Source organism: Schumannella sp. GW821-FHT10F01, assembly GCF_058809295.1.
This window is the reverse complement of record NZ_JBXASM010000001.1, coordinates 580,641-606,953: the sequence shown is the minus strand read 5'-3', so window position 1 is coordinate 606,953 and position 26,313 is coordinate 580,641. Positions and strand designations below refer to the sequence as shown.

Below are 26,313 nucleotides of genomic sequence, written 5' to 3'. Positions count from 1 at the left end.
GTGCCGCAGCGGGCGCCGAGGCCGGCGCCGGGCGCCGTCAGGGCGGCTCCGGTCAGGGTCAGCGCTCCGGCGGATCGGGCACCGGCCGCGCCGGCGGCTCGCGCGACGGCCAGCGCTCGGGCTCGACCCGCAGCGGCTCGACCACGATGTACTCGACGTCGTCCGGCTCGCAGTCGAACGGCGGCGCCCGCCGCACGGGCCGTCGCGCCCAGGGCTGATCCGGCCCGATCGATCCCCGTTCTCCAGGACGGTCGACCCCGTTCTGCAGGACGAATCGCGCCGATTCACGCGGGATCCGGCGACCCGGTCCTGCAGAACAGATCTGTCCTGCAGAACGGATCGGTGATCCGGACCCGGTGCGGTGCGCGCCGGCCGGCCGGCCCCGAGCGGGACTAGCCGAGCACGCCGACGGAGGCCAGCGCGGCGCGCAGCAGCGTGCCGCGTCCGCCCTCCATCTCGGCGTGCACCGCGGAGGACGAGGCCTCGGCCGGCGTCATCCAGGTGAGCTCGAGCGCGTCCTGGCGCGGCTCGCACGTGCCGGTGACCGGCACCACGTAAGCGAGTGCGACGGCGTGCTGACGGTCGTCGACGTAGGCGGAGAGCCCCGGGATCGGGAAGTACTCCGCGACCGAGAACGGCACCGGGCTCGTCGGCAGCTGCGGGAACGCCATCGGCCCGAGGTCCTTCTCGAGATGGCGGAACAGCGCGTCGCGCAGCGTCTCCCCGAACATCACGCGGCCGCTCACGAGCGTGCGCGTGATCTCGCCGGCGGCGTTCGCGCGCAGCAGCACGCCCACGCTCGTGACGACGCCCATCCCGTCCGTGCGCACCGGCACGGCCTCCACGTACAGCAGCGGGATGCGCCGGCGCACGTTCGCCAGCTCGGCGTCGGAGAGCCAGGCCGAATTCGCGTCCTCGGGCTCGGAAGCGGATGATCCGGAGCCGGGAGGGTCGGGGGTGCCCACGTTCGCCATGCTCCGATGCTACGGATGCGCGGACGCGAGTGCGGACAGCGGCGCGGATACGCCCGGGCGATCCTCCGAGGTCGCAGGAGATCCGGGGTCGGAGGGGACGTCCGGCGGATAGCGTTGACGACGACCCGGAACCGTCGCGAAGGAGCGCCATGTCCGCCGACCCCGCCATCGCCGCCGTGGAGCTCGGAGAGCTCGTCACGCGCTACCCCAGGACCGTCGGGCGCAACGCCCGCCTCGGCAGCCACGGCCCCGGACCCGATTCGCAGATCGCGGTGCTCCGCACCGACGACGGCCGGGTCGGCTGGGCCCTCACCGAGGGTCCGACCGGCGGAGCGGACGCCCTCGTCGGCCGTCCGCTCTCCGAGCTGATCGGACCGGACGGCATCCGCGACGACGCCCACCAGCCCTTCGACGCCGCCCTGCACGACCTGCTCGGGGTGGTCGAGGACCGCCCGGTGGCCGCGCTGCTCGGCGGCGCCGGACTGCGCGGCGGCCCGATCGGGGCCGACGGAATCCCGGTGCCCGTCTACGACGGCGCGATCTACTTCGACGACCTCGACCCGGAGGACGCCCCCCGCGGCATCGAGCGGCTGCTCGAGGAATGCGCCCAGGACGCCGACCTCGGCTTCACCGGCTTCAAGCTGAAGATCGGCCGCGGCAACCGCTGGATGGACCGGGAGGCCGGCGACCGCCGCGACATCGAGGTCACGCGCGCCATCCGCGAGGCGTACCCGGATGCGCGGCTGCTCGTCGACGCGAACGACGGCTACGACCGCGCCGGGTTCCTCGCCTACCTCGAGGCCGTCGCCGACGTGGGGCTGTACTGGGTGGAGGAGCCGTTCCTCGACGACCGCGCCGACCTGCTCGCGCTCCGCGCCCGGCTCGACGAGCTGAGCCCGGCGACGCTGATCGCGGAGGGCGAGACCTCGCCCGAGGTCGAGACGCTGCTGCCGATCGCGGCCGAGGGCGGCATCGACGTGCTGCTCATGGACGTCATGTCGTACGGCATCACCGCCTGGCGCCGCGTCATGCCCCGCGTGGTCGAGGCGGGCGCCGAGGGGTCGCCGCACGCCTGGGGGCGCCCGCTCAAGACGCTCTACGCCGCGCACCTCGCGCTCGGCCTCGGCGGCGTGCCGGTCGTGGAGGGCGTGCCCGGGCTCACGGACGGCGTCGACGCCGAGCTCGTGCGCATCCGCGACGGTGCGATCACGGTGACCGACCGGCCGGGGTTCGGCCTCGCGCTCCCGCCGGCCGACCGCATCCGCCCGCTGGAGGTCCGCTCGTGAGAGCGCTGCCGTCGACCCACCCCGACGACTTCGCGGCGCTCGGCACCGACGGGCTGCGCGACCGCTTCCTGGCCGACGGCCTGTTCTCGCCGGGCGAGGTCACCTGGGCCTGGGCCGCCGACGACCGGATGCTGCTCGGCGGCGTCGACGTCGAGGGCGGTCCCATCGCGATCGCCGCGCCCGAGGAGCTGCACGCGCCGTCGCTGCTGGCCGGGCGCGAGCTCGCGATCGTCTGCCTCGCCGGCGAGCTGACCGCGGAGGTCGACGGCGAGCGCCACGCGATCGCCGCGCTCGACGTGCTCTACGTCGGACGCGGCGCGGCCTCCGTCGCGCTGAGCGGGGCGGGGCGCGCGTACCTGGTGTCCGCGCCGGCGCACGCCGCGCATCCGACCGCGCTCGCCCGACGGTCCGAGGTGTTCTCCGCGGATCTCGGCGAGCCGGAGTCGGCGAACGTGCGCACGATCCGCCGCTACATCCACGCCGACGGCGTCGCCTCGGCGAACCTCGTGCTCGGTATCACGACGCTCGCCCCCGGCAGCGTGTGGAACACGATGCCCGCGCACACCCACGCGCGGCGCACGGAGGTGTACCTCTACACCGGGCTCGGGCCGGACGGACGGGTGCTGCACCTCGCCGGACCGCCGTCGGCCACCCGCTCGATCGTGGTCGCGGACGACGAGGCGGTCGTCGCGCCCGGATGGTCGGTGCACCTCGGCGTCGGCACGCGCGCCTACTCGTTCGTCTGGGCGATGGCGGGCGAGAACCAGGACTACGCCGACATGGACGCCGTCGACGCCGCGGAGCTGCGGTGACGGACGCGCCGTCAGGCGCGGTGCAGTCGGCCGCAGTGCAGTCGGCCGCGGCGCCCCTGTTCGACCTCACCGGGCGGCTCGCCGCGGTGACCGGCGCGCGCCGGGGCATCGGGCGGGCGATCGCCACAGCCCTCGCCGCGGCCGGGGCCGACATCATCGGCATCAGCAGCTCGCAGGAGCGCGGCAGCGCGGTGCAGCACGACGTCGAGGCGCTCGGGCGCACGTTCGAGCCGATCCGGCTCGACCTCGCCGACCGCGACGCCGTCGTCGCCCTCGGCCGCGAGCTGCGCGATCGGGAGCGCGCCGTCGACGTGCTCGTCAACAACGCGGGGCTCATCCGCCGCGCGCCGGCCGTCGAGCATCCCCTCGCCGACTGGGACGAGGTGCTCGCCGTCGACCTCGCCAACCAGTTCGCGCTCACCCAGCCGATCGCCGAGCGGATGCTCGCGCGCGGCGCAGGGAAGATCCTCTTCACGGCATCGCTGCTGAGCTTCCAGGGCGGCGTGAACGTGCCGGGGTACGCGGCCGCGAAGTCCGGCATCGCGGGGCTCACCCGCGCTCTCGCGAACGAGTGGGCGCCGCGCGGGGTCAACGTGAACGCGATCGTGCCCGGGTACATCGCGACGGACAACACGGAGGCCCTCCGCGCCGACCCGGACCGCTCGCGGCAGCTGCTCGAGCGCATCCCGGCCGGGCGCTGGGGTCGAGCCGAGGACCTCGGCGGCGCGGCCGTGTTCCTCGCCTCGCCGGCGGCGGACTACGTGCACGGTGTGCTGCTGCCGGTCGACGGCGGCTGGCTCGCGCGGTAGGCGGCGGGCCCGCTCCGGATCCTCGTCAGCGCTCGGATCGGGGGCCCGCGTAGCGTGGGGACATGCGCGTCGACCCGTCCGCCGTCCTCTGGAGCACGCCGACCGCCGAGCGGGCCGGGCGTCCGCTGCTCGTGCTGCTCCACGGCCGCGGCTCGCACGAGGGCGACCTGTTCGGCCTGACGCCGCGGCTGCCGCTCGGCGCCACGATCGCGTCGCTGCGGGCGCCGATCTCGGAGGGGCAGGGCCACTCCTGGTTCCCGTCCGACGGGACGCCCGGCGACGTGTCCGCGACGGCGGCGGACGCCGCAGCGGGTGCCGTGCTCGAGTGGCTCGATACGCAGGACACCTCCGCCGGGGTCGGGCTGCTCGGCTTCAGCCAGGGCGCGATCGTCGGCACCCAGGCGCTCCGGCTCGCGCCGCGCCGATTCGACTACCTCGTCGCGCTGAGCGGCTACGTCGCCCGCCAGGACTCGGAGGGGGATGCACGGCTGCGCGAGCTGCCGACGCCGGTCTTCTGGGGCCGCGGCGACGCGGACCACGTCATCCCGGCCGCGTCGGTCGAGTGGAGCATCCCCTGGTTCGCGACGCACACCGCTCTCACCGAGCGCGTCTACCGCGGCATGGGCCACAGCGTCTCCCCCGACGAGCTCGGCGACATCGCCTCGTTCATCGCCGGCCGTCTGACGCCGGGCGGCCCCTGATCCCGCACCGGCCCGCATCGCCGCACCTGATCGCCGGCTCCGGATCAGGATCCCGGATCGGCGCGTGTCGGACGCTCCGGGCAGGATGAGCGGATGGGCGACGTGCTCGAGCGCTTCTCCCCGGCGACCCGCGAGTGGTTCACGGGGTCGTTCCGCGCGCCCACGCCCGCCCAGTCCGGCGCCTGGGACGCGATCTCGACCGGCCGCAACGCGCTCGTCGTCGCGCCGACCGGCTCGGGCAAGACGCTCTCGGCCTTCCTCTGGTCGCTCGACCGGCTGGCGACGACGCCGCGTCCGGACGATCCGAAGCACCGCACCCGCGTGCTGTACCTCTCGCCGCTGAAGGCGCTCGGCGTCGACGTGGAGCGCAACCTCCGCTCGCCGCTCGTCGGCATCACCCAGACGGCGAAACGGCTCGGCGCCGAGGTGCCGGCGATCTCGGTCGGCGTGCGCTCCGGCGACACGCCCGCGGCGGACCGGCGGACGCTGCTGCGGGATCCGCCCGACATCCTCATCACGACGCCCGAGTCGCTGTTCCTCATGCTCACGAGCGCCGCGCGCGAGACCCTCGCCGGCGTGGAGACGGTCATCGTCGACGAGGTGCATGCGGTCGCGGCGACGAAGCGCGGCGCGCACCTCGCCGTCTCGCTCGAGCGCCTCGACGCGATGCTCGAGAAGCCGGCCCAGCGGATCGGCCTGTCGGCGACCGTGCGGCCGCGGGAGGAGGTGGCCCGCTTCCTCGGCGGCCGCGCGCCCGTCGAGATCGTGGCGCCGCCCATCCAGAAGACGTTCGAGCTGCGCGTCGTCGTGCCGGTCGAGGACATGACCGAGCTCGGCGTGCGGAACGCGTCGCCCGATCCGTCGCTCGACGACGACGGCGCCGACGAGGCGGGGCTGCAGAGCGCCGGCTCGATCTGGCCGCACGTCGACGCGGCGATCGTCGACGAGGTGCTGCGGCACCGGTCGACGATCGTGTTCGCGAACTCGCGGCGACTGGCCGAGCGGCTGACGGGGCGGCTCAACGAGCTGTACGAGGAGATGGTCACCGGCGAGGCGCCCGCGACGTTCCCGGCGGAGGCGGTGGCCGGCTCCGGGATCACCCGCGTGGCGACCCTGGAGAAGGAGCGCACCGCGACCGACGAGGCGCCGGTGCTCGCCCGCGCGCACCACGGCTCCGTGTCGAAGGAGCAGCGGGCGGTCATCGAGGACGACCTCAAGTCCGGCCGCCTGCGCTGCGTCGTGGCCACCAGCTCGCTCGAGCTCGGCATCGACATGGGCGCCGTCGACCTGGTCATCCAGGTCGAGTCGCCGCCGAGCGTGGCGAGCGGGCTGCAGCGGATCGGGCGCGCCGGCCACCAGGTCGGCGAGATCTCGAAGGGCGTGCTGTTCCCGAAGCACCGGGCCGACCTGCTCCACATCACGGTCGCGAGCGAGCGGATGCGGGAGGGCCTCATCGAGTCGATGGCCGTGCCGCAGAACCCGCTCGACATCCTCGCGCAGCAGACCGTGGCCGCGGTCGCGCTCGACGAGCTCGACGTCGAGGAGTGGTTCGAGACGGTGCGCCGCAGCGCGCCGTTCGCCGCCCTGCCGCGCTCGGCGTTCGAGGCGGTGCTCGACCTGCTCAGCGGGCGGTATCCGTCCGACGAGTTCGCCGAGCTGCGTCCGCGCATCGTCTGGGACCGCGTCGCCGGCACGATCGCCGGCCGCCCCGGCGCGCAGCGGCTCGCGGTCACGAGCGGCGGCACCATCCCCGACCGCGGGCTGTTCGGCGTGTTCATCGTCGGCTCCGAGGAGTCCGGCGGGCGCCGCGTCGGCGAGCTCGACGAGGAGATGGTCTACGAGTCCCGCGTCGGCGACGTCTTCGCGCTCGGCGCGACGAGCTGGCGGATCGAGGAGATCACCTCCGACCGCGTGCTCGTGACGCCCGCGTTCGGGCAGCCCGGCCGCGTGCCGTTCTGGAAGGGCGACGGACTCGGCCGCCCCGCCGAGCTCGGCCGCGCGGTCGGCGCCTTCACCGCGGAGCTCGCCGCGGCGCCCGGGGGCAGCCCGGCCGCGGACGCGATGGGCGAGCGCCTCGTCGCCGCCGGCCTCGACGAGTGGGCGGTCGGCAACCTCCGCGCGTTCGTCCGGGAGCAGCAGGAGGCGACCGGCACAGTGCCCACCGACCGGACCCTGCTCGTCGAGCGCTTCCGCGACGAGCTCGGCGACTGGCGCCTCGTGCTGCACTCCCCGTACGGCACGCCGGTGCACGCGCCGTGGGCGCTCGCGGTGACCGCGCGCATCCGGGAGCGGCTCGGCGTGGACGGCTCGGCGATGGCCGGCGACGACGGCATCGTCGTGCGCCTGCCCGACACGGATGCCGAGCCGCCCGGCGCCGACCTGTTCGTGTTCGAGCGCGACGAGCTCGAGCAGCTCATCACCGACGAGGTCGGCGGCTCGGCGCTGTTCGCGTCCCGCTTCCGCGAGTCCGCGGCGCGCGCCCTGCTGCTGCCGCGGCAGAACCCCGGGCGCCGCTCCCCGCTCTGGCAGCAGCGGCAGCGCAGCGCGCAGCTGCTCGAGGTGGCGCGCAAGTACCCGAGCTTCCCGATCATCCTCGAGACGGTGCGCGAGGTGCTGCAGGACGCCTACGACCTGCCCGCGCTGCTCGAGCTCATCAGCGACATCGGCGCCCGCCGGGTGCGGATGACGGAGGTCGAGAGCGAGACGCCGTCGCCCTTCGCGCGCACGCTGCTGTTCGGCTACGTCGCGGCGTTCATGTACGAGGGCGACTCGCCGCTGGCCGAGCGCCGGGCCGCGGCGCTGAGCCTCGACCCCGGCATGCTCGCCGAGCTGCTCGGCCGCGCCGAGCTGCGCGAGCTGCTGGATCCGGCCGTGATCGACCAGACCGAGCGGGAGCTGCAGCGGCTCGTGCCCGAGCGGCACGCCCGCGACGCGGAGGGGGTCGTCGACCTGCTCCGGCTGCTCGGGCCGCTGGCGGAGGACGAGATCGCGGCGCGGGCGCAGCCCGAGCTCGTGCCGAGGATCGCCGAGACGCTGCGCGAGCTCGCCCGGGCCAATCGCGCCATCCCCGCGACGATCGCCGGCGTCGAGCGCTGGGCCGGGGTCGATGACGCGGCGCGGCTTCGCGACGCCCTCGGCACGCCGATCCCGCACGGGGTGCCGAGCGCCTTCCTCGAGCCGGTTGCCGACCCGGTCGGCGACCTGGTGAGCCGCTACGCCCGCACGCACGCCCCGTTCACGATCGCGGAGGCCGCCGCGCGGCTCGGGCTCGGCGTCGCGGTCGTGCAGGACGCGCTGCGCCGCCTGGCCGGCGACCGCCGCGTCGTCGAGGGCGAGTTCCGGCCGGGAGCATCCGGCACGGAGTGGGTCGACGCCGAGGTGCTCCGCCGACTCCGCAGCCGGAGCCTCGCCGCCCTCCGCCAGGAGGTCGAGCCGGTGCCGCAGGATGCGCTCGCCCGCTTCCTGCCCGACTGGCAGCACGTGACCGCGCGCCGCCCGGACGGCACGGCGGGGGCGCTGCGCGGGCTCGACGGCGTCGTCCAGGTGGTCGACCAGCTGGCCGGCGTCGCCCTGCCGGCCTCCGCGTGGGAGTCGCTCGTGCTGCCGTCGCGGGTGCGCGACTACTCCCCGGCGTGGCTCGACGAGCTCACGACGACCGGCGAGGTGATCTGGGCGGGCGCCGGCGAGCTGCCCGGCGGCGACGGCTGGGTGAGCCTCCACCTCGCGGACTCGGCCCCGCTCACGCTCGGCGAGCCGGCCGCGTTCGACCGGACGCCGCTGCACGACCGCATCCAGGAGGTGCTCGTGATGGGCGGCGCCTGGTTCTTCCGCCAGCTCGCGACGGCCGTCGGACCCGTCGACGGGGCGATGCCCGACGACAAGGATCTCGCGGCGGCGCTCTGGGACCTCGTCTGGGCCGGCATCGTCGGCAACGACACGGTCGCGCCGCTGCGGGCACGGCTCGGCGCGACGACGACCCGGCCCCGCACGGCGCCGCGCGCCCGCGGCTACCGCGGCGCTCGGGCGAAGTACGCGGCGGCACGGAATGCCACGGCCGCCATCGCCGCGACCGCGCCGCCCACCGTCTCGGGTCGCTGGAGCCTGCTGCCCGCGATCGAGCCGGACGACACGGTGCGCGCCGCGGCCGCCTCCGAGGGGCTGCTCGAGCGGCACGGCATCGTCACACGCGGTGCCGCCGTCGCCGAGGGCGTGCGCGGCGGCTTCGGCACCGCCTACCGCGTGCTGGCGAAGCTCGAGGAGGCCGGCCGCGTGCGCCGCGGCTACTTCGTCGAGCACCTCGGCGCCGCCCAGTTCGCCACGCCCGCCACCGTCGACCGGGTGCGCACCTTCGCCCGCGACGTCGACGCCCGCAGCGACGGCGACGCCGCGGCGCCGGTCGCGATCGCCCTCGCCGCGACCGACCCCGCGAACCCGTACGGCGCCGCGCTCGGCTGGCCGGACGGGGCCGGCGGCCATCGACCGGGCCGCAAGGCCGGCGCCCTCGTCGTGCTCGTCGACGGCCGGCTCGCCGCGTACTCGGAGCGCGGCGGCAAGACTCTGCTGACCTTCGGCGCGATCGGCGACCCGTCGTCCGCACCCGATCCCGACCGCGCGGAGGAGCGCACGCATGCGGCCGCGGCCGCGCTCGCCGGCGCCATCCGCTCGACGCGCGGCCTGCTGCGGGTGGAGAAGGTCGACGGCGAGTTCGCCGTCGGCACCCCGTTCGGCGCCGCGCTCGCCCGCGCGGGGTTCGCCGCCACGCCGCAGGGCCTGCGGCTGCGGGGCTGATCGGATGCCGGAAGGGGACACCGTCTTCCGCGCGGCCCGCGACCAGCACGAGGCGCTCGCCGGGCTGGTGCTCGCGCGCAGCGACTTCCGGGTGCCGAAGCTCGCGACCGTCGACCTCGCCGGCGAGACGGTGCACGAGGTGGTGGCGCGCGGCAAGCATCTGCTGCACCGGATCGGCGGCTGGAGTCTGCACACCCACCTCAAGATGGAGGGCACCTGGCGCGTCTACCGCGACGGCCGGCGCTGGAAACGGCCGGCCTTCGAGGCCCGTGTCGTGCTCGACGCGCCGCGCGTGCAGTCCGTCGGCTTCGCGCTCGGCATCGTCGAGCTGGTGCCGCGCGACGAGGAGGACACGGTCGTCGGCCATCTCGGCCCAGACCTGCTCGGCCCGGACTGGGACGCCGCGGCGGCCGTCGAGCTGCTGACCGCCGACCCGGAGCGCCCGGTCTTCGTCGCGCTGCTCGACCAGCGGAGCATGGCCGGGCTCGGGAACGTCTACGCGAACGAGCTCTGCTTCCTGCGCGGCCTCGATCCGCACCGCCCGATCGGCGAGGTGCGCGACGTGCCGAAGGTCGTCGATCTCGCGTCGCGCCTCATCCGAACGAACCGCGACCGGCGGGCGCGCGTCACGACCGGCGTCGACCGCCCGGGCGAGCGGGCGTGGGTCTACAGCCGCGGCGGGCAGCCGTGCCGGCGGTGCGGCACGCGCATCCGCTCCGGCGAGCTCGGCGCGACGGAGCTGACGGAGCGGTTCGTGTGGTGGTGCCCGAGCTGCCAGCCCGAGTGGGAGGGCGCCGGATGAGCGCGCACGAGTTCGACGCGGAGCTCTGGGTCTGGGACGCGCGGCCGCGGGAGACCTGGACGTTCGTGAGCCTGCCGGAGGACGACTCGGCGGAGATCGCGGAGCTCGCCGAGACGATGCCGCGCGCGGGCTTCGGAGCCGTGCGGGTCGAGGTCACGGTCGGCCGGACGAGCTGGCGCACCTCCGTCTTCCCGGGCGGCGACGGGCGCTACTCGCTGCCGATCAAGGCGCAGGTGCGCCGGCGCGAGGGACTCGAGATCGGCGGACCGGTGCACGTCGAGCTGGAGACGGTCGACTTCTGACGCCGGGTCGGGGCAGTGGCGGGCCCTCAGCGACGACGGCGGCTCAGCGGCGCCGGGCGCTCAGCGCCGTCCGATGCTCAGCGGCGGCGCTGCCACTCGACGGCGTGCACGAGGCCGACGGCGAGGATCGCCGCGATGCCGACGCCGATCGCGATCGGCGAGGCCGTGATCTGGAACTGCAGCTGCAGGTAGTTCGCGGCGTTCGTCAGGTTGCCCTGGTCGTCGAGCAGGTCGCCGAGGCTGCGGTAGACCGCGACGCCGGCGATGACCATGAGGATGCCGAGGGCCAGCACCGCCCAGAGGAACGGATTGCGGCGGATGTCGCGCGGGCCGAGCTCGGCGGGGGCGTCGTCGTGGTCGACGGTCGCCCACGAACCGACCGAGCCGGTGGTCCAGGAGGTGGCGGGGTCCGGGCGCGGGCCGCGGCCGACGTCGACGTGGTCGGGCTCGGGTCCGGTGCCCGGAGCGGGTGCGGCCGGTGCCGACGGCGCGGCCGGCCGACCGCTCGCAGCGGGGGCGGTGCCGGAGGTGGAGGCGGCCGGCGCCGGCGAGGCGAGCCGTCCGCCGGCGGGTCCCGCCGACGCCGAACCGGGCGGCGCGTACGGCGAGGAGGCGGGGTCGACGCGGCTCGCGGTGACCGTGCCGCCGGACGGGGCCGACGCATCCGTTCCCGACACCGACGGCTGCGGGGCGAGCCGGGGCGCGTACGGGTTGCGGTCGCCCGCGGGCCGCGCGGGCGCGGTGCTCGGGTCGAAGCCGCGTTGGAACTTGGGGTCGAAACGCGGGTCGAGATCGTCGTCGGCCATGCGCGAAGCCTAGATCCCGAGTCCGCCGAGCGCCTGGGGTGCTCGCCAGTTCCGTCGAGGGGAGGCGGGTGACGAGCTGGCGGGACGTCGGGCGGACGTCGGACGGGGCGTGCACACTGGACGCGTGACGACGCCGGCCGACGAGCTCGTCCTGTCGCGGCAGGACGCGCGCCGCATCGCGCTGCTCGCGCAGCGGCTCGACGCGGACTCCATCGAGGCCGGCCCCTCCGTCGAGGAGACCGTCGCCGCACTCGGCGTGCTGCACCTGGACTGGACGCCGACGATCGCACCCGGTCACGACCACCTCCTGTCCACGCGGATCGGCGCGGGCTACGACCCCGACGACCTCTGGCGCGCGATCCAGGTGGAGCGCTCCCTGTTCGAGCTCGACCTCGCGATCCGGCCCGTCGACGCGCTGCCGCTCTACCGCCCGCTGCTCCGCGACTGGCCGCCGTACGGCGGATGGCGCGAGTGGCTCGACGACAACGAGCCGTTCCGCGACGACGTGCTCGAGCGGCTTCGCCTCGACGGCCCGCTGGCCGCGACGGAGATCGAGGACACGAGCATCCGGCCGTGGCGCTCGACCGGCTGGACGAACGGCAAGAACGTCGTGCGGATGCTCGACTCGCTCGAGCGCCGCGGCGAGATCGCCGTCGCCGACCGCGAGGGCGTCGTGCGGCGCTACGACCTCGCCGAGCGCGTGCATCCGCGCGGGCAGGCCGGGGTCGACGACGAGACGGCGCGAGCCGAGCGGATGCGCCGTCTGCTCGCCGCGCGCGGCATCTCCCGCACCCGGCTGGTCGGCTCCGAGTTCGAGCCGGCGCAGCGGATCGAGCTCGGCGTCCCGGCGCGCGTGGAGGGGGTCCGCGGCGCCTGGCAGGTGGATCCCGGCGCGCTGGAGCGGCTGTCGGGGTTCCGCGGACGCACCGCGCTGCTCAACCCGCTCGACCGGCTGGTGTTCGACCGGACCCGGCTGCTCGAGCTGTTCGAGACCGAGTACACGCTCGAGATGTACAAGCCGAAGGCCAAGCGCCGCTGGGGCTACTTCGCGCTGCCGATCCTGCACGGCGACCGCATCGTCGGGAAGCTCGACGCGACGGTCGAGCGGGAGGCGGGGCGGCTGCGAGTCGACGCCGTGCACGAGGACGAGCCGTTCGACACGGCGACCGCCGCGGCGGTCCGCCGGGAGATCCGCGCGCTGGCGGACTGGCTGCGGGTGCGGGTCGATCTGGGGTAGCGGAACACCGCTGGCTGAGGAGGCGCGCCAGCGCCGTCTCGAAGCCTCAGGTCCGCACACGTGAGGCTTCGAGACGCCCGTCGACGGCCTCCTCAGCCAGCGGGTTGCGGAAGGCCCTAGCCGAGCTCCCAGGCGCGCGCGGTGCCCTCCGCACCCGTCACGACCACGTCCCACGGCGGCGGCGCCGTCGGGTAGACGCGCGCGCTCGCGGACCGACCGGAGGCGGTGAACACCTCGAGCGCCGAGCCGTCGAGGAACACCCGCACCTCGGCGCCCGCCAGCTCGTCGTCGGCGAGGCGGACCGGATGCGCCGCTGCGCGGGCATCCGCGCTCGCCGCCGAGCGGTCGACGGTCAACTCGCCCGCGACCGGGTCGATCGAGATCTCGAGCCGCTCGCCGGCGCTCGTGGTCAGCACCACCGAGACCGCCGCCGACCCGACCGGCACCGCCAGCTCGACGGCCTGCGGCACGCTGACGGCACCGTCGACGACGCCGAGCTCGGATACCCGGAGCGCGTCGAGCTGCGGCGCGGGGGCGAGCCGCGGACGGCCGTCCGGCGCGAGCGAGAAGACGCGCGGGAGGCTCAGCATCCCGGCCCAGTCGGCCTCGAGCCACCACTCGTCCTGCCGGCTCTCGACGAGCCAGCCCCAGACGAGCGGGCCGTCCGGCCCGTCGCGGTACACGGACGGCGCGTAGAACGCATCGCCCGCGTCGAGCCGGTGCACGGCGTACTCGCCGAGACCGCCGTCGGCGGGATCGGCCGGGTCGCCGACCAGGGCGAGCACCGGGCCGAAGCCGCTGCGGTCGGGGTTCATGCCGACCCCGTCGCCCATCGCGGCGAAGAGGATGATGCGGCGGCCGTCGACGTCGATCACCTGCGGGCACTCCCACATCGAGCCGAGCAGCTGCCCCTCGACCTCGGTGCGAGGATCGGCGGTGCCGACGAGGCCGAGCGTGGTCCACGACTCGAGGTCGTCGGAGGCCGCGAGGCGGATGCCGGGGCGGCCGTCCTCATCGCCCTGGCCGAGCGCCATCCGCCAGCTGCCGTCCGGCTCCTGCCAGACGAACGGATCGCGGAGCTGCTCGACGCGCTCCTCGGCGGCCGGCGCCGCGACGATCGACCGCGGGTCGCCGAACGAGCGGCCGCCGTCCGAGGAGTCGGCGCGCACCGGCGGCTGGTGCCGGTCCTCGCGCTGGTGCGCCGAGTAGAACGCCGCGATGCGCCCGTCCTCGAGCGCGACCGTGTTGCCCGACCAGACGCCGTCCTCGTCGACGGAGCCGGGCAGCGGGGTGATCGAGACGCGGTGCTGCGTCCAGTGGGCGAGGTCGGTGCTGGACAGGTGCCCCCAGGAGACCGGGGCGATCGGGGCGGTGGACGGGCGGAACTGGTACCAGAGGTGCCAGACGCCGTCGGCGAGCAGGGGGCCGTTCGGGTCGTTGACCCAGCCGGTGGCGGGTCGGGGGTGGACGCGGGGGAACAGGTGGTCGTGCGCACGCGAAGTCACCCGGATAGCGTGTCAGAACCGCCGCCCGTCTCGATGAGGAGATCCCCGTGCCCGCCGACTGGACCGCGCTGACCCGCGCCCCCGGACCCGCCCGCAGCCGCTCCATCAACGGCGAGAACCCGACGGGTGCGCCGGGCTCCGCCGGCACCGCCGCCTCGCCGCTCGGCCCGGGCCGCAAGGGCCGTCCGTTCGTGCCGGCGCCCTCGGGCGCGACCGTGCTGCTCGCCGACATCGAGGGCCCCGGGGTCATCCGGCACCTCTGGTTCACCGTGCCGGACCGCACCGCGGCCGGCCCCGCCGTGCTGCGCGACCTCGTGCTGCGCATCACGTGGGACGAGCAGACCACGCCGAGCGTCGAGGTGCCGCTCGGCGACTTCTTCTGCAACGGCTTCGGCGTGCGCACGCCGATCACGAGCGAGCCGATCTCGGTCGGATCGAACGGGGGGCTCAACGCCTGGTTCCCGATGCCGTTCCGCTCGCGCGCGCGGCTCGAGCTGGTCAGCGAGCACCCGGCCGACCTGCCCGAGGTGTACTACCAGGTGGACCTCACGGTCGGCGACGAGCTGCCGGACGACGTGGCGCTGTTCCATGCGCAATGGCGCCGCTCGAACGCCGCGACCGCGCTCGGCGAAGACCACGTGCTCGTCGACATCCCGGTCGGCGCCGGCCACTACGTCGGCAGCTACATCGCGCTCACCTCGCTCGAGCGGGAGTGGTGGGGCGAGGGCGAGACGAAGTTCTTCATCGACGACGACACCGACCTCCCGACGCAGACGAGCACCGGGCTCGAGGACTACGTCGGCGGCGCGTGGGCGTTCCTCGAGGAGCGCACGGACGGCGGCGGTCTCGTGCCCGTCACGTTCAGCGCGGCGTACTGCGGGTATGCGTACGCCTCGCCGGTCGACCCGGTGCAGCGCTACGGCCAGCCGGAGTCGCACGGCATGTACCGCTGGCACCTGCCCGACCCGGTGATCTTCACCGAGCGGCTGCGGGTCACGCTGCAGCAGATCGGGGCCGCGCCGGACCGCGGGCTGTTCGAGCGGAGCGACGACGTGTCGACGGTCGCGTACTGGTACCAGGCCGGGCCGACCACCCCGTTCCCGCCGCTGCCGGACCGGGAGGGCCGCCGTCCGCGGTAGCGCGCAACCGGATGGCTGAGCCGCTCGAGGCTCCGCTCGCGCGACCCGCTGGCTGAGCAGCGACGAAGGAGCGTATCGAAGCCCCGCGTCTGCAGACATCCGGCTTCGATACGCGCGGCAGAGCGCGCTACTCAGCCATCGTCGATGGGCGAGCGGCAGAGATCGCGAGCGGCCCTTCGACCGGATCAGGGACCCGGAGCTCAGGCCCGCACGAGCGCGGCGTGCTCGATCACCGGGTCGCCGCGCACCTCCGGTAACGCGATCTCGACCTCGTCGACCTCCGCCGGGTCGAAGCGGAGGATGCGCTGGTAGCCGACCGTCCCGGCCTCGCCCAGCGTCGTCCATCCGCCGCCCGCGAGCCGGCCGCGCACGACGAGTCGCTCCACGCGCTGGCCCCGCGCGATGTCCTCCCGGATCACCGCCGCCGCCACCCGGGTCGGACCGCCGAGCTCGAACCGCAGCGTCGGCACCCCGTCCGCGTCGATCCGCTCCCCCGGCACCGCCAGCGCCCGCTCCCGGAAATCCGCGATCCGCTCCCCCAGCCCGGACAGCGCCGCGACGTCGACATCGGCGATCACGCCCTCCCGCGTCGGCGGCACGTTGAGCAGCAGCGTGCAGTTGCCGCCGACGCTGTTCACCCAGAGCTCGAAAAGCTCGTCGGCGGACCGCACGGCGCCGTCCTCCGCCGGATGGTGGAACCAGCCCGGCCGGATCGAGGTGTCGACCTCGGCCGGGTACCAGACCAGGTCGTGCTCGCGGCCCGCGACCGCAGCGCGGCTGCCGAGGTCGTCGAGGTCGCTCGTCACCCGCCGTGCGAACGCCGGGTCGTCGGACTGCTGCGACAGCGCGGCCGTGCGCTCGGCCCGCTGCAGCTCACGAGGCACCACGCTCCACTCGTCCGCCCGCGTCGCGCCGGCCTCGTTGCCGACCCAGCGCACGTCCGGACCGCAGATGCTGATCGCGGCCTCCGGCTGCAGCTCCCGGATGGTCGCCACGTAGCGGTCCCAGTCGTACTCCTGGCGGCGCCCGCTGGGCCCCTCGCCGTTCGCGCCGTCCATCCACACGGAGAACAGCGGACCGTACCCGGTGAGCAGCTCGGTGAGCTGCGCGACGTAGAGGTCGTCGTAGCCGGCGCCGGACCCGTACGACGCGTCCGTGCGATCCCACGGCGACAGGTACACCCCGAACGCCAGTCCGTGCCGTCGGGCGGCGTCCGCCACCTCCCGCACGACGTCGCCCGCGCCGCCCCGCCACGGCGACGACGCGACCGAGTGGCGGGTGGTCGCGGTCGGCCAGAGGCAGAAGCCGTCGTGGTGCTTCGCCGTGAGGATGACGCCGGTGAGCCCGCCGGCGGCGAGCGCGCGCATCCAGTGGTCCGCGTCGAGGCGGCCGGGGTCGAACAGGGCGGGATCCTCGTGGCCGGCGCCCCACTCGACGTCGGTCATCGTGTTCATGCCGAAGTGCGCGAAGCCGTACAGCTCGCGGCGCTGCCACGCGATCTGGCGGGGGTGCGGTCGGACGGCGAGGAGGGCGTCGAGGTCCACCCGTCCAGCCTAGGCACGAGCGCCGACGGCGCACCCTGGGTGCGACGGGACCAGGATGCGCGGCGCCGGCCCGCCTATCGTTGCCGCGTGCCCCGATCCTCGCCCGCCGGCCCCGGCCCGCTCGGCGAGTACCTCCGCGCCCGCCGCGAGCTCGTCGACCCGGCGTCGGCCGGAATCCGGACCACCGGCGTCCGGCGCACCCCGGGCCTCCGCCGCGAGGAGGTCGCGACGCTCGCGGGCATCAGCGCCGACTACTACCTGCGGCTCGAGCAGGGCCGCGACCGCAACCCGTCCGCGCAGGTGCTCGACGCGCTGGCCCGGGTGCTCGGGCTCGACGGCCCGGCCCGCGACTACCTGCTCGGGCTGCCGTCGGGCGCTCCGACCGCACGGCGGGCATCGCGCTTGCCCCGCCGCGAGGTCGTGCCCGCCGGCATCCTCCAGCTGCTCGCCTCGCTGACGCTGCCCGCCTTCGTCGAGTCGCGGCGGTTCGACGTGCTCGCGGCCAATCCGCTCGCCACCGCGGTCGACGCCTCACTGCGGGCCGGCGGCAACCGGATGCGGTCGCTCTTCCTCGACCCCGCCGCCGGCGAACTCTGGGGCGCGGACCGGGAGGCCGCGGCCGCCGCGCTCGTCGCCTCGTTCCGCGCGTCGATCGGCGCGGATCCGGACGAGGAGACCGAGCGCCTCGTCGGCGAGCTCTCCGTGCGCAGCGAGCTGTTCCGCACGCTGTGGGCGCGGCACGACGTCCGCGCGCTCGGCGGCGGCCTGGCGCGGCTGCGGCATCCGCAGGTCGGCGAGCTCGAGCTGCGGCGCGAGAAGCTGCCGCTGGCGGACGCCGACGGCCAGCTGCTCGTGATCTACCACCCCGAGCCCGGGTCGCCATCGGCGCTCGCGCTCGGACTGCTCGGCTCGCTCGCCGCGATGCCGAGGACGGACGGAGTGGCCCCGCCCGTGCCGGAGGCGGCGGCCCCGCCGGTGCCGGAGGCGGCGGCGTCGGACGCGGAACCGCGGCGCTGATCGACCGGGCGCGCTAGGGGATCAGCTCCGAGATCTCGCAGTCCTCGCACACCCAGACCCGCACCCGCGCCGTCATGTCGACGCCGCAGCGCGGGCAGATCGGCGCCTCGTCGCGCTGTCCCCCATCGGCCATGCGGCGACCGTACGCCGCGGAGATCCGAGGGTCGATGAGGTTGCGCTCCTGCCCACGACCCTCACACCTGCCCGCGGGCGGACGCTCAGGTGGGAGGGCGACGGGGTCGCGGCGTCCGGTACTTCGGACGGACCCGGCACCGGCCCGGACGCGACGGCCCCCGCTCAGCGCGCGGGCAGCCCCGCCAGGAACTCGAGCAGGAGCGCGTTGAACCGCCGAGGCTGCTCGACGTTGGCCGCGTGCCCGTCGTGCCGGATCACGGCCGAGCTCGCCGTCGGGCTCAGCGCCGCCGCGGCCGCCGCATGCCCGGCCGGCCAGAACTCGCTGTCGGCGCCGGCGACGAACAGCACGGGGATCCGCGTCGCCGCGATCACCGGTCGCCAGTCCGCGACGGCATGGTCGTGCAGCACCGCGAGCTCGGCCGGGCTCAGTGCCCTCTCGCTGCCGCGCTCCCCGCTCAGCGCCCGGATCAGCCGCGGCAGCCGGAGACCGCGGCGCCAGAGCGGGGTGCCGTGGCCGGTCGGGGGCACGCCCTCGGCGAAGAACGCGTCCGCGTTCGCGTCGTCGTAGCCGTAGAAGCCGAACGGCCAGTCGGGCGCGTTCCGCATGCGCGGCGTCTGGTCGACGATCACGGCGCCGGCGAGCCGCTCGGACCCCGACCGCGCGAGATGCGCCCAGACCGTGTTGCCGCCCATCGACTGGGCGACCACGGCGACGTCGCGCAGGTCGAGCTCGCGCAGCAGCGCGTCGACGTCGGACGCGCGGTGCGCCATCGAGCTCGCCTCGACCGGCGGCCGGTCGGAGGTGCCGTGGCCGCGGAGGTCCGCGGCGATCACGCGGTACCCGGCGCGCTCGAGCGCCGGCCGCTGGTACAGCCAGCCGGTGCGCGCCGCCGTGAACCCGGCGAGGAGCAGCACCGGCCGGCCGTCCGGCGCACCGGTGTCGTCGTAGTCGAGGCGGAGGCCGTCCGCCGTCGTCAGCGACCTCATCCCGGGAACGCCTTGCCGGGGTTGAGCACGCCGTCCGGATCGAGCGCGTCCTTGATCGCCCGGTGCATCCGCTGCACGCGCGGCGGCAGCTCGGCCGCGGCGCCCGCGAGCTTGAGCAGGCCGACGCCGTGCTCCCCGGTGACCGTGCCGCCGAGGTCGAGGCAGTCGGCCACGATCCGGTCGAACGCGCGCTTCGCCCGCTCCCGCGCGGCGTCGTCGCCCTCCGGCGCGATGATCAGCGGATGCAGGTTGCCGTCGCCGGCGTGGGCGATGTTCGCGATCGTCACGTCGTGCTCCTCGGCCGTGCGCTGGATGCGGGCGAGCATCTCGGGCACCGCGCGCCGCGGCACGCAGACGTCCTCGGTGAGCACGGGCCCGAGGCGCTCGAGCGCCGGGTAGGCGAGCCGCCGGGCGAGGAACAGCCGCGCCGACTCCTCCGCGTCGGACGCGCGGCGCACGTCGGCGGCGCCGGCCTCCGCCATGATCGCCTCCACCCGCGCCGCCAGCGCCGCACCGACCGCGCCGGGCTCGTCGATGCGGCACAGCAGCAGCGCCTCCGCGTCGGCGGGCACGTCGAGGCCCTGCCAGTCGCGCACCGCGCGGAGGCAGGTGCGGTCGACGAGCTCGAGCGCCGCGGGCAGGATGCCGGCCGCGGCGATGGCGGCGACGGCGACGCCCGCCGCCGGCAGCGCCGCGAACGCGCCGACGACGGCCCGCTCCTCGCGGCCGGCGAGCGGCAGCAGCGACACGGTGACCTCGGTCACGATGCCGAGGGTGCCCTCCGAGCCGACGAGCAGGCCGACGAGGTCGTACCCGGTGACGCCCTTCGCGGTGCGGCGGCCGAGGTGCACGATCGCGCCGTCCGCGAGCACCGCTGTGAGGCCGATCACGTAGTCGCGGGTGACGCCGTACTTCACGCAGCACAGGCCGCCGGCGTTCGTGGCGACGTTGCCCCCGATGGTCGACCACGACGAGCTGGCCGGATCCGGCGGGTACCAGAGCCCGTGCTCCGCGACCGCCGCCCGCAGCGCGTCGTTGACGACGCCCGCCTCGACGACGGCGAACCGCTCCTCCGCGTCGATCTCGACCACGCGGTCCATCCGCTCGAGCGAGACGACGATCGAGTCGTCGACCGCATTCGCGCCGCCCGAGAGCCCGGTGCCGGCACCGCGCGGCACGACGCGCAGCGCGTGCTCGGCGGCGAACCGCACGGCCTCCGCGACCTCGGCGGTGGTCGTCGCGAGCACGACCGCGAGCGGGCGGACGTACGGGGCCCACTCCGCGTCGTCGTGGCTGTAGCGGTCGAGGCCGGCCTCGTCGACGAGCACCTCGGCGCCCGGGATCAGCGCGGCGAGCTCGGCGGCGAGCTCGGCCGTCGCGGCTGCGGTCACTCGCGCGCCCCGGACCCGAGCAGCACGCCGCCGAGCCCGATCATCATCACGCCGCCGGCGCCGCGCATCGTCGCGAGCCGCCGCGGCGAGCGGGCGAACCAGCCGCGCGCGGCGCCGGCGACCAGCGCCCAGACGCTGTCGCAGACCAGGCCGGTCGCGGCCAGCACCGCGCCGAACACGAGCATCTGCGTCGGCACCGAGCCGCGGCCGACGTCGACGAACTGCGGCAGCACGGCGAGCAGGAAGACGATCGACTTCGGGTTGGTCACGCCGACGACGACGCCGTGGGCGATGAGGCGCCAGGGCGGAGCGCGGTGCAGGTCTGCCTCCGTCATCCCGGCCCCGTCGCGGCGATGCCGGATCGCCTGGATGCCGAGGTAGACGAGGTACCCGGCGCCGCCGATCCTGAGGATCCAGAACGCGACCTCGGAGGCCGCGATGACCGCGCCGACGCCGAAGGCGACCGCGACGACCAGCACGCTCGTGCCGAGTGCGTTGCCGACGACGCTGAGCAGCCCGCCGGTGCGGCCGTGCACGAGCGAGCGCCCGATGACGAAGAGCACGCTGGGACCCGGCATCGCGATGAGGATGAGGGCCGCGAGCGCGAAGGCGGCGAGGTGATCGAGCGCGGGCATGGGCACACGCTACGCCGGTGCGGACGCGGCGCGACCCGCGCATCCGGCAGACTGGCGGCATGGATCTCGACGACGAGCCCGGCACGTTCGCCAACCCCGCACTCGGCCGCGGGGCCGACCCGTACATCGTGGTGGACGGCGGCCGCTACCACCTGGTGCAGTCCGGCGGCGTCGGCGTGCAGCTGCGCAGCTCCGACTCCCTCCTCACGCTCGCGGACGCGGAGCCGGTGACGCTGTGGGAGGGCGGCCGCGACGGCTCGCCGTGCTGCGAGTGGTGGGCGCCGGAGATCCATCACCTCGACGGCCGGTGGGTCGTCTACGTCGCGGCCGACGACGGCGACAACGTGAACCACCGCACTTACGTGCTCGAGGCCGACGAGCTGGCCGGCCCCTACCGCTGGCTCGGCGAGCTCGAGCTGCCGGACGGCAAGTGGGCGATCGACTGCACCGTGTTCGACGCGGGCGGGGCTCGCTACGTGTCGTGGTCGGGCTGGGAGGGCGACGTCAACGGCCGGCAGGACATCTTCCTGGCGCGGCTGGACGGCCTCACCCGAACGACCGGCCCGCGCGTCGTCATCTCGACGCCGGAGCTCGAGTGGGAGCGCTCGGTCGGCGACATCGGCGTGCTCGTCAACGAGGGCCCGGCCGTGCTCGTGCGCGAGGGCCGCGTGCTGCTCACCTACTCGGCGTCCGGATGCTGGACCCCCGACTACGCGCTCGGCCTGCTCAGCGCAGACGAGCACGCCGACCTGATGGACCCGGCGTCGTGGACGAAGCACCCCGAGCCGCTGCTGCGCCGCGACGACGCGGCCGGCATCTACGGCACCGGCCACAATGCGTTCTTCCCGTCGCCGGACGGCACCGAGACCTGGAACGCGTTCCACGCCGTGCGCACCCCGGACGGCAGCTGCGGATCGGACCGCGAGATCCACCTGCAGCCGGTGGCCTGGGACGCGGACGGCTTCCCGGTGCTCGGCCCGCCGATCGGACGCGGCGTGCGCATCCCGCTGCCCTCGGGCGACGCGCGCTCCGCATGACCCGCTACGTGATCGATGCCCCGACCGCGATCCGCCTCGCCCGCGAGGGCCTCGTGCCGGCGGCGGCGCATCGCCTCGTCGCGCCCGCGCTGCTCCGATCCCAGGCGCTGCAGCTCCTGCACGCCGAGACCCGGTCGGGTGCGCTGAGCCGGGCCGAGGGCCGGAAGCTGCTCGAGGGGCTCGCCGGCCAGCGCATCCGCCTGCTCGGCGACCGGGTGTCGCGCGCGACCGCCTGGAAGGTCGCGGAGGAGCAGGACTGGCCGGAGACGGCGCCCGCCGAGTACGTCGCGGTCACGCGGCTGCAGGCGGACGCGCTCATCGCGCTGGATCCGGAGCTGCGCCGGCTGGCCGACGGGCTCGTGCCGCTCGCGGTGTTCGACGACCTGCTGCGCTGAGGCCGGATGCGGCCGCCCGTCCGGACGGCCGCATCCGGTCTCAGGCGCGTCCCGCGTCCGCGACCGGAGACGGCGCCGCGTCGGTGCGGACCTCGCGGGCGAGCTCCGAGTCGGCGCCGAGCTCGCGCTCCAGCTCGTGCGCCAGGTCGTCGAGCTCCGCGCCGCCCGCCATCATCGCGGTGAGATCCGAGAGGCTCAGCTCCGCCTTCGAGAAGGTGCCGAGGCTCGCGCCGCGCTGCAGCAGCATGAACCGGTCGCCGATCGGATAGGCGTGGTGCGGGTTGTGCGTGATGAACACGACGCCGAGACCGCGGTCGCGGGCCCGGGCGATGTAGCGCAGCACCACCCCGGACTGCTTGACGCCGAGCGCGGCGGTCGGCTCGTCGAGGATGAGCACGCGGGCGCCGAAGTACACGGCCCGCGCGATCGCGACGCACTGCCGCTCGCCGCCCGACAAGGTGCCGATGGGCTGGTCGACGTCGCGGAGCTCGATGCCCATGCGCGCGAGCTCCTCGTAGGTCGTCGACTTCATCGCCTTCACGTCGAGCCGCCGGAACGGGCCGACACCCCGCGTCGGCTCGGAGCCGAGGAAGAAGTTGCGCCACACCGGCATGAGCGGCACCACCGCGAGGTCCTGGTAGACCGTCGCGATGCCCGCGTCGAGGGCGGCACGGGGCGAGGCGAACGTCGTCGGCTCGCCGTCGACGAGCAGCTCGCCGTCGGAGGGCTGGTGCGATCCGGCGAGGATCTTGATGAACGTCGACTTGCCGGCGCCGTTGTCGCCCAGGACGCAGGTGACCTCGCCGGCGCGGACGACGGTCGAGACGTCGCGGAGCGCGCTCACCGCGCCGTAGCGCTTGCCGATGCCGCGGGCCTCGACGAGCGCCGGCGCGGCGGCCGTCGCGGCGCTCATCGCGAGCCTCCCGCCCGCAGCCGGACGATGTGGTTCAGCAGCACCGCGCCGAGCAGCATGGCGCCGAGGAACGTGCGCAGCCAGTTGGTGTCCCACTGCGCGAACGTGATGCCCTGGAACGTCATGCCGTAGATCAGCGCGCCGAGGGCCGCGCCGACCGCGGAGCCGTAGCCGCCGGTGAGGAGGCAGCCGCCGACGACGGCGCAGATGATGTAGATGAACTCCTGCCCGACGCCGGTGTTCGCCTGCACCGTCGAGGTGCGGAAGAGCGAGATCATGCCGACCAGCCAGCCCGCGCCGGCGGTCGTCATGAACAGGCCGACCTTCGTGCGCAGCACCGGCACGCCGATCTGCCGCGCCGAGGTCTGCGCCCCGCCGACGGCGAAGATCCAGTTGCCGGCGCGCGTGCGCAGCAGCACCCAGGTCGCGATGATCGTGACGACGATCCACCACAGCACCGACACGTAGAACGTGCCGCCGCCGATCGTGATCGAGGTGCCGAACAGCGGCTGGATCGAGTCGTAGAACGGCACCTTCGTCATGCCCTGGATCGACACCTGCCCGGTGATGAGCTTCGTGACCGCGAGGTCGATGCCGGCGAGCACGAAGAAGGTGCCGAGCGTCACGATGAAGCTCGGCAGCCCGGTGCGCATCACGAGGTAGCCGTTCAGCGCGCCGACGGCGAGCACGACCACGAGCGACACGAGCACCGCGACCCAGATGTTGAGGCCGTAGTGCGTGGTGAGCACGCCGACGATGAGGGCGCTGAAGCCGGTCATGACGCCGGCGGAGAGGTCGAACTCGCCGCCGATCATGAGCATCGCGACGGCGACCGCCATGATGCCGAACGTCGACGCCGACTCGAGCCAGACGCCCGCGCCCGCGAGCGAGAGGAAGCGGCCCGTGTAGACGGAGAAGAAGACGAGCACCGCGATCGCGGCCACGAGGGCGCCGATCTCCGGTCTCGTGAACAGCCGCACGATGCGGCTGCGGTCGAGCGGACGCCGGGTGGCGGCCGTCACGATGTCGGTCGTGGTCACGGGGTTCCTTTCCGTGGGGCCGGCCGGCCGCGCTGCGGTGCGCGGCCGCCCGGCGGGAGGACGAGGGTCAGCGGGTGCCCTGCTTGGCGTACTTCGCGACCTCGGCGGCGTTGTCCTTCGTGATGAAGGCGGGGCCGGAGTAGACCGGCTGGCCGCCGCCGATGACGTTGCCGTTGATCGACTTCAGGTACAGCGCGGTGACGCCGAGGAAGCCCTGCACGTAGGGCTGCTGGTCGACCGCGAAGGCGATCTTGCCGTCCTCGATGTCGCTCACGACGTCCTCGGAGAGGTCGAACGTGGCCACCTGGGCCTTCGAGCCGGACTCGCCGACGGCGCCGACCGCGTCGATCGCGTACTGGCCGCCGAGCGTGAGCACGCCGTCGATGGAGTCGTCGGCCTCGAGCTTCGACTTGATGGTGGCCTTCACCTCGGAGTCGTTGGTGCCGTCGACCTGCAGGTTCGACAGAGTCGCGCCCATCGTCGAGGCGGCCGCCTTGCAGCGGTCCTCGAGGCCGACGTTGCCCGCCTCCTGGATCACGCAGAGCGCGTTCTTCCAGCCGAGGCCCTTGAGCTGCTTGCCGACCTCCTGGCCGGCGACCGTCTCGCTCTGGCCGATGTGGGTGAACGCGCCGAACTCGGCGGAGCGCTCGAGGCCGGAGTTGATGGTCACGACCGGGATGCCGGCCGCGACGGCCTTCTTCACGCTCGACTCGACGCCGTCCGGGTTGGCCATCGAGACGACGATGCCGTCGACCTTCTGGGCGACCGCGTTGTCGATGAGCTGCGACTGCTTCGCCGGATCGGGGTCCGCGTTGTAGGTGACCTTGACGCCGTAGTCGCCGCCCGCGCGCTCGGCGCCGGACTTGACGCGGTCCCAGAACGCGTCGCCGGGGCCGGAGTGGGTGATCACGGCGTACGTGATGTCCTTGGTGTTCTTCGATGCGCCCTCGGACTCCTGGCCGGTGCCGCTGCAGCCGGCGAGGAGCAGCCCGGCGGCGGCGACGATGCCGACCGCGGTGAGCAGTCTCTTCATGGTGTGGGGTTCCTCTCGGTGGGTCCCGCCCGCGGGCGGGGGTTCAGGGGGCCGTGGGGACGGCGAGGGCCGCGACGACCGCGTCGCGGCTCGCGGTGACGGCTGCGAGCACCGCACCGGGCGCGGGCGGGCCCGCGAGCTTGATGTCCTGCTCGAGCACATACCAGCCGGTGAAGCCGGCGCGCTCGAGGGTGCGGACGATGCCGTCCACGTCGACGTCCCCCTGGCCGGCCGGCACGAACAGGCCGAGGGTGATGGCGTCGGAGAAGGGCAGGGAGCCGTCGGCGACGCGCGCGGCGAGGGCGCCGTCCACGTCTTTAACGTGCACGTGCGCGACCCGGGCCGCGTGCCGGGCGGCGACGGCGGCCGGGTCTGAGCCGGCGGCGAGCAGGTGGCCCGTGTCGAGGCAGATGCCGATGGCCGAGCCGGCGACGATGCGGTCGACGTGCTCGCCGGTCTCGATCATCGTGCCGATGTGGGGGTGCACGGTGGCGAGCACCCCGGACGCGGCGGCGTGCTCGCGCAGGCGGTCGAGGTTGGCCAGCAGGGTGCGCCACTGCGCGTCGTCGAGCTCGGGACGCGCGTCGTAGCCGTCGAGGCCGGTCGCCGCCGCGAGCACGAGCACGTCGGCGCCGGTGATCCGGCAGCGCTCGAGGAAGCCGTCGATCTCGGCGACGACGTCGACCGCCGGGTCGTGGAGCACGACCGGCACGAAGCCGCCGATCGCGCGGAGGCCGGCGCCGGCCAGCAGGTCGCGCGCCGCCGCCGGGTCCGAGGGCAGGAACCCGTCCGGACCGAACTCGGTCGCGGCGAGGCCGGCCTCGGCCATCTCGGCGAGCACGGCGTCCGCGTCGAGCTGGTGGCCCCAGGCGGGCACCTCGCTGACGCCCCAGGAGATGGGGGCGGCGGCGATGCGGGCCTGGGCGGCGGTGTCGGTCGTCATCGAGCTCGTGTCCTCCGTGTTCCGACGGCGATGTCGGGTCGAGTGTGACCGGGTCCCGGTCGAGTGTCAAGCATTTGTTCGC

General features: G+C 74.8%; 23 protein-coding genes and 1 pseudogene. 13 read left to right on the top strand and 11 right to left on the bottom strand.

Translation table 11 applies throughout. The annotated features are described in order from the left end of the window. Window positions 1–218, top strand: a pseudogene (locus tag AC1RSJ_RS02950) (DEAD/DEAH box helicase); the annotation flags it as partial. A 174-nt stretch (window positions 219–392) separates the two neighbouring features. Here AC1RSJ_RS02950 and AC1RSJ_RS02945 read toward each other — a convergent pair. Next, window positions 393–974 carry an NUDIX hydrolase family protein gene (locus AC1RSJ_RS02945; protein WP_493116833.1) on the bottom strand — a complete coding sequence of 194 codons (582 nt, stop codon included), beginning with the start codon at window positions 972–974 and terminating at the stop codon, window positions 393–395. 149 nt (window positions 975–1,123) lie between these two features. Between AC1RSJ_RS02945 and AC1RSJ_RS02940 the strand changes: the two genes are divergently transcribed. The 7 genes from AC1RSJ_RS02940 (at window position 1,124) to AC1RSJ_RS02910 (ending at window position 10,474) form a co-directional block, all read left to right on the top strand. Further along, window positions 1,124–2,260 (top strand): enolase C-terminal domain-like protein, encoded by a 1,137-nt coding sequence (locus AC1RSJ_RS02940; protein ID WP_493116832.1) that lies wholly within the window; start codon window positions 1,124–1,126, stop codon window positions 2,258–2,260. Then, window positions 2,257–3,072: a 5-dehydro-4-deoxy-D-glucuronate isomerase gene (gene kduI / locus AC1RSJ_RS02935; RefSeq protein ID WP_493116831.1), complete on the top strand. Its 816-nt coding sequence runs from the start codon at window positions 2,257–2,259 to the stop codon at window positions 3,070–3,072. Before AC1RSJ_RS02940 ends, kduI begins: the two co-directional genes overlap by 4 nt. A gap of 56 nt (window positions 3,073–3,128) precedes the next feature. Next, complete coding sequence (locus AC1RSJ_RS02930; protein WP_493116843.1) at window positions 3,129–3,881, top strand: SDR family oxidoreductase; 753 nt, start codon at window positions 3,129–3,131, stop codon at window positions 3,879–3,881. A gap of 62 nt (window positions 3,882–3,943) precedes the next feature. Then, window positions 3,944–4,582, top strand: a complete 639-nt coding sequence (locus tag AC1RSJ_RS02925; protein WP_493116830.1) for an alpha/beta hydrolase — start codon at window positions 3,944–3,946, stop codon at window positions 4,580–4,582. Window positions 4,583–4,675: 93 nt separating this feature from the next. After that, window positions 4,676–9,370 (top strand): ATP-dependent helicase, encoded by a 4,695-nt coding sequence (locus AC1RSJ_RS02920; RefSeq protein WP_493116829.1) that lies wholly within the window; start codon window positions 4,676–4,678, stop codon window positions 9,368–9,370. Between the two features lie 4 nt (window positions 9,371–9,374). Next, window positions 9,375–10,172: a DNA-formamidopyrimidine glycosylase family protein gene (locus AC1RSJ_RS02915; RefSeq protein ID WP_493116828.1), complete on the top strand. Its 798-nt coding sequence runs from the start codon at window positions 9,375–9,377 to the stop codon at window positions 10,170–10,172. Further along, window positions 10,169–10,474: a DUF1905 domain-containing protein gene (locus AC1RSJ_RS02910; RefSeq protein ID WP_493116827.1), complete on the top strand. Its 306-nt coding sequence runs from the start codon at window positions 10,169–10,171 to the stop codon at window positions 10,472–10,474. The genes AC1RSJ_RS02915 and AC1RSJ_RS02910 overlap by 4 nt, the downstream gene beginning before the upstream one ends. 77 nt (window positions 10,475–10,551) lie before the next feature. On the opposite strand, the gene AC1RSJ_RS02905 is transcribed toward AC1RSJ_RS02910, so the two are convergent. Beyond that, window positions 10,552–11,280 (bottom strand): hypothetical protein, encoded by a 729-nt coding sequence (locus tag AC1RSJ_RS02905; RefSeq protein WP_493116826.1) that lies wholly within the window; start codon window positions 11,278–11,280, stop codon window positions 10,552–10,554. Window positions 11,281–11,404: 124 nt separating this feature from the next. Between AC1RSJ_RS02905 and AC1RSJ_RS02900 the strand changes: the two genes are divergently transcribed. Beyond that, a complete protein-coding gene (locus tag AC1RSJ_RS02900) occupies window positions 11,405–12,517 on the top strand; it encodes a DNA glycosylase AlkZ-like family protein (RefSeq protein ID WP_493116825.1) in 1,113 nt (370 codons plus the stop codon). 116 nt (window positions 12,518–12,633) lie between these two features. On the opposite strand, the gene AC1RSJ_RS02895 is transcribed toward AC1RSJ_RS02900, so the two are convergent. Then, entirely contained in the window at window positions 12,634–14,022 is a 1,389-nt protein-coding gene (locus AC1RSJ_RS02895; RefSeq protein WP_493116824.1) for a glycoside hydrolase family 32 protein, read from the bottom strand. Between the two features lie 47 nt (window positions 14,023–14,069). On the opposite strand from AC1RSJ_RS02895, the gene AC1RSJ_RS02890 reads away from it, so the two are divergent. Then, window positions 14,070–15,161, top strand: a complete 1,092-nt coding sequence (locus AC1RSJ_RS02890) for a glycoside hydrolase family 172 protein (RefSeq protein ID WP_493116823.1) — start codon at window positions 14,070–14,072, stop codon at window positions 15,159–15,161. A gap of 200 nt (window positions 15,162–15,361) precedes the next feature. Here the strand turns inward: AC1RSJ_RS02890 and AC1RSJ_RS02885 are convergent, their stop codons facing one another. After that, entirely contained in the window at window positions 15,362–16,705 is a 1,344-nt protein-coding gene (locus tag AC1RSJ_RS02885) for an alpha-L-fucosidase (RefSeq protein ID WP_493116822.1), read from the bottom strand. Window positions 16,706–16,792: 87 nt separating this feature from the next. Between AC1RSJ_RS02885 and AC1RSJ_RS02880 the strand changes: the two genes are divergently transcribed. Further along, window positions 16,793–17,722, top strand: a complete 930-nt coding sequence (locus AC1RSJ_RS02880) for a helix-turn-helix domain-containing protein (RefSeq protein ID WP_493116821.1) — start codon at window positions 16,793–16,795, stop codon at window positions 17,720–17,722. A gap of 297 nt (window positions 17,723–18,019) precedes the next feature. Here the strand turns inward: AC1RSJ_RS02880 and AC1RSJ_RS02875 are convergent, their stop codons facing one another. The 3 genes from AC1RSJ_RS02875 to AC1RSJ_RS02865 are packed head-to-tail and all read right to left on the bottom strand — an operon-like array spanning window position 18,020 to window position 20,870. Further along, on the bottom strand, window positions 18,020–18,844 hold the full coding sequence (locus AC1RSJ_RS02875) for an alpha/beta fold hydrolase (protein WP_493116820.1): 825 nt from the start codon (window positions 18,842–18,844) through the stop codon (window positions 18,020–18,022). Beyond that, window positions 18,841–20,235 (bottom strand): FAD-binding oxidoreductase, encoded by a 1,395-nt coding sequence (locus AC1RSJ_RS02870; RefSeq protein WP_493116819.1) that lies wholly within the window; start codon window positions 20,233–20,235, stop codon window positions 18,841–18,843. The genes AC1RSJ_RS02875 and AC1RSJ_RS02870 overlap by 4 nt, the downstream gene beginning before the upstream one ends. After that, window positions 20,232–20,870 carry a LysE family translocator gene (locus tag AC1RSJ_RS02865; RefSeq protein WP_493116818.1) on the bottom strand — a complete coding sequence of 213 codons (639 nt, stop codon included), beginning with the start codon at window positions 20,868–20,870 and terminating at the stop codon, window positions 20,232–20,234. Before AC1RSJ_RS02865 ends, AC1RSJ_RS02870 begins: the two co-directional genes overlap by 4 nt. Before the next feature lie 59 nt (window positions 20,871–20,929). On the opposite strand from AC1RSJ_RS02865, the gene AC1RSJ_RS02860 reads away from it, so the two are divergent. Together AC1RSJ_RS02860 and AC1RSJ_RS02855 are read left to right on the top strand one after the other, a co-directional pair. Beyond that, complete coding sequence (locus AC1RSJ_RS02860; RefSeq protein ID WP_493116817.1) at window positions 20,930–21,907, top strand: glycoside hydrolase family 43 protein; 978 nt, start codon at window positions 20,930–20,932, stop codon at window positions 21,905–21,907. Further along, window positions 21,904–22,302 carry a hypothetical protein gene (locus AC1RSJ_RS02855; RefSeq protein ID WP_493116816.1) on the top strand — a complete coding sequence of 133 codons (399 nt, stop codon included), beginning with the start codon at window positions 21,904–21,906 and terminating at the stop codon, window positions 22,300–22,302. Before AC1RSJ_RS02860 ends, AC1RSJ_RS02855 begins: the two co-directional genes overlap by 4 nt. Before the next feature lie 40 nt (window positions 22,303–22,342). Here AC1RSJ_RS02855 and AC1RSJ_RS02850 read toward each other — a convergent pair whose 3' ends face one another. The 4 genes from AC1RSJ_RS02850 to AC1RSJ_RS02835 form a co-directional block, all read right to left on the bottom strand. Then, the gene (locus AC1RSJ_RS02850; protein WP_493116815.1) at window positions 22,343–23,215 is read right to left on the bottom strand and encodes an ATP-binding cassette domain-containing protein; all 873 of its coding nucleotides are present in this window, start codon (window positions 23,213–23,215) and stop codon (window positions 22,343–22,345) included. After that, window positions 23,212–24,255 (bottom strand): ABC transporter permease, encoded by a 1,044-nt coding sequence (locus AC1RSJ_RS02845; RefSeq protein WP_493116814.1) that lies wholly within the window; start codon window positions 24,253–24,255, stop codon window positions 23,212–23,214. The genes AC1RSJ_RS02850 and AC1RSJ_RS02845 overlap by 4 nt, the downstream gene beginning before the upstream one ends. Window positions 24,256–24,322: 67 nt before the next feature. Then, window positions 24,323–25,288 (bottom strand): sugar ABC transporter substrate-binding protein, encoded by a 966-nt coding sequence (locus AC1RSJ_RS02840; protein WP_493116813.1) that lies wholly within the window; start codon window positions 25,286–25,288, stop codon window positions 24,323–24,325. Between the two features lie 43 nt (window positions 25,289–25,331). Then, on the bottom strand, window positions 25,332–26,231 hold the full coding sequence (locus AC1RSJ_RS02835; RefSeq protein ID WP_493116812.1) for a TIM barrel protein: 900 nt from the start codon (window positions 26,229–26,231) through the stop codon (window positions 25,332–25,334). Window positions 26,232–26,313: the final 82 nt, after the last annotated feature.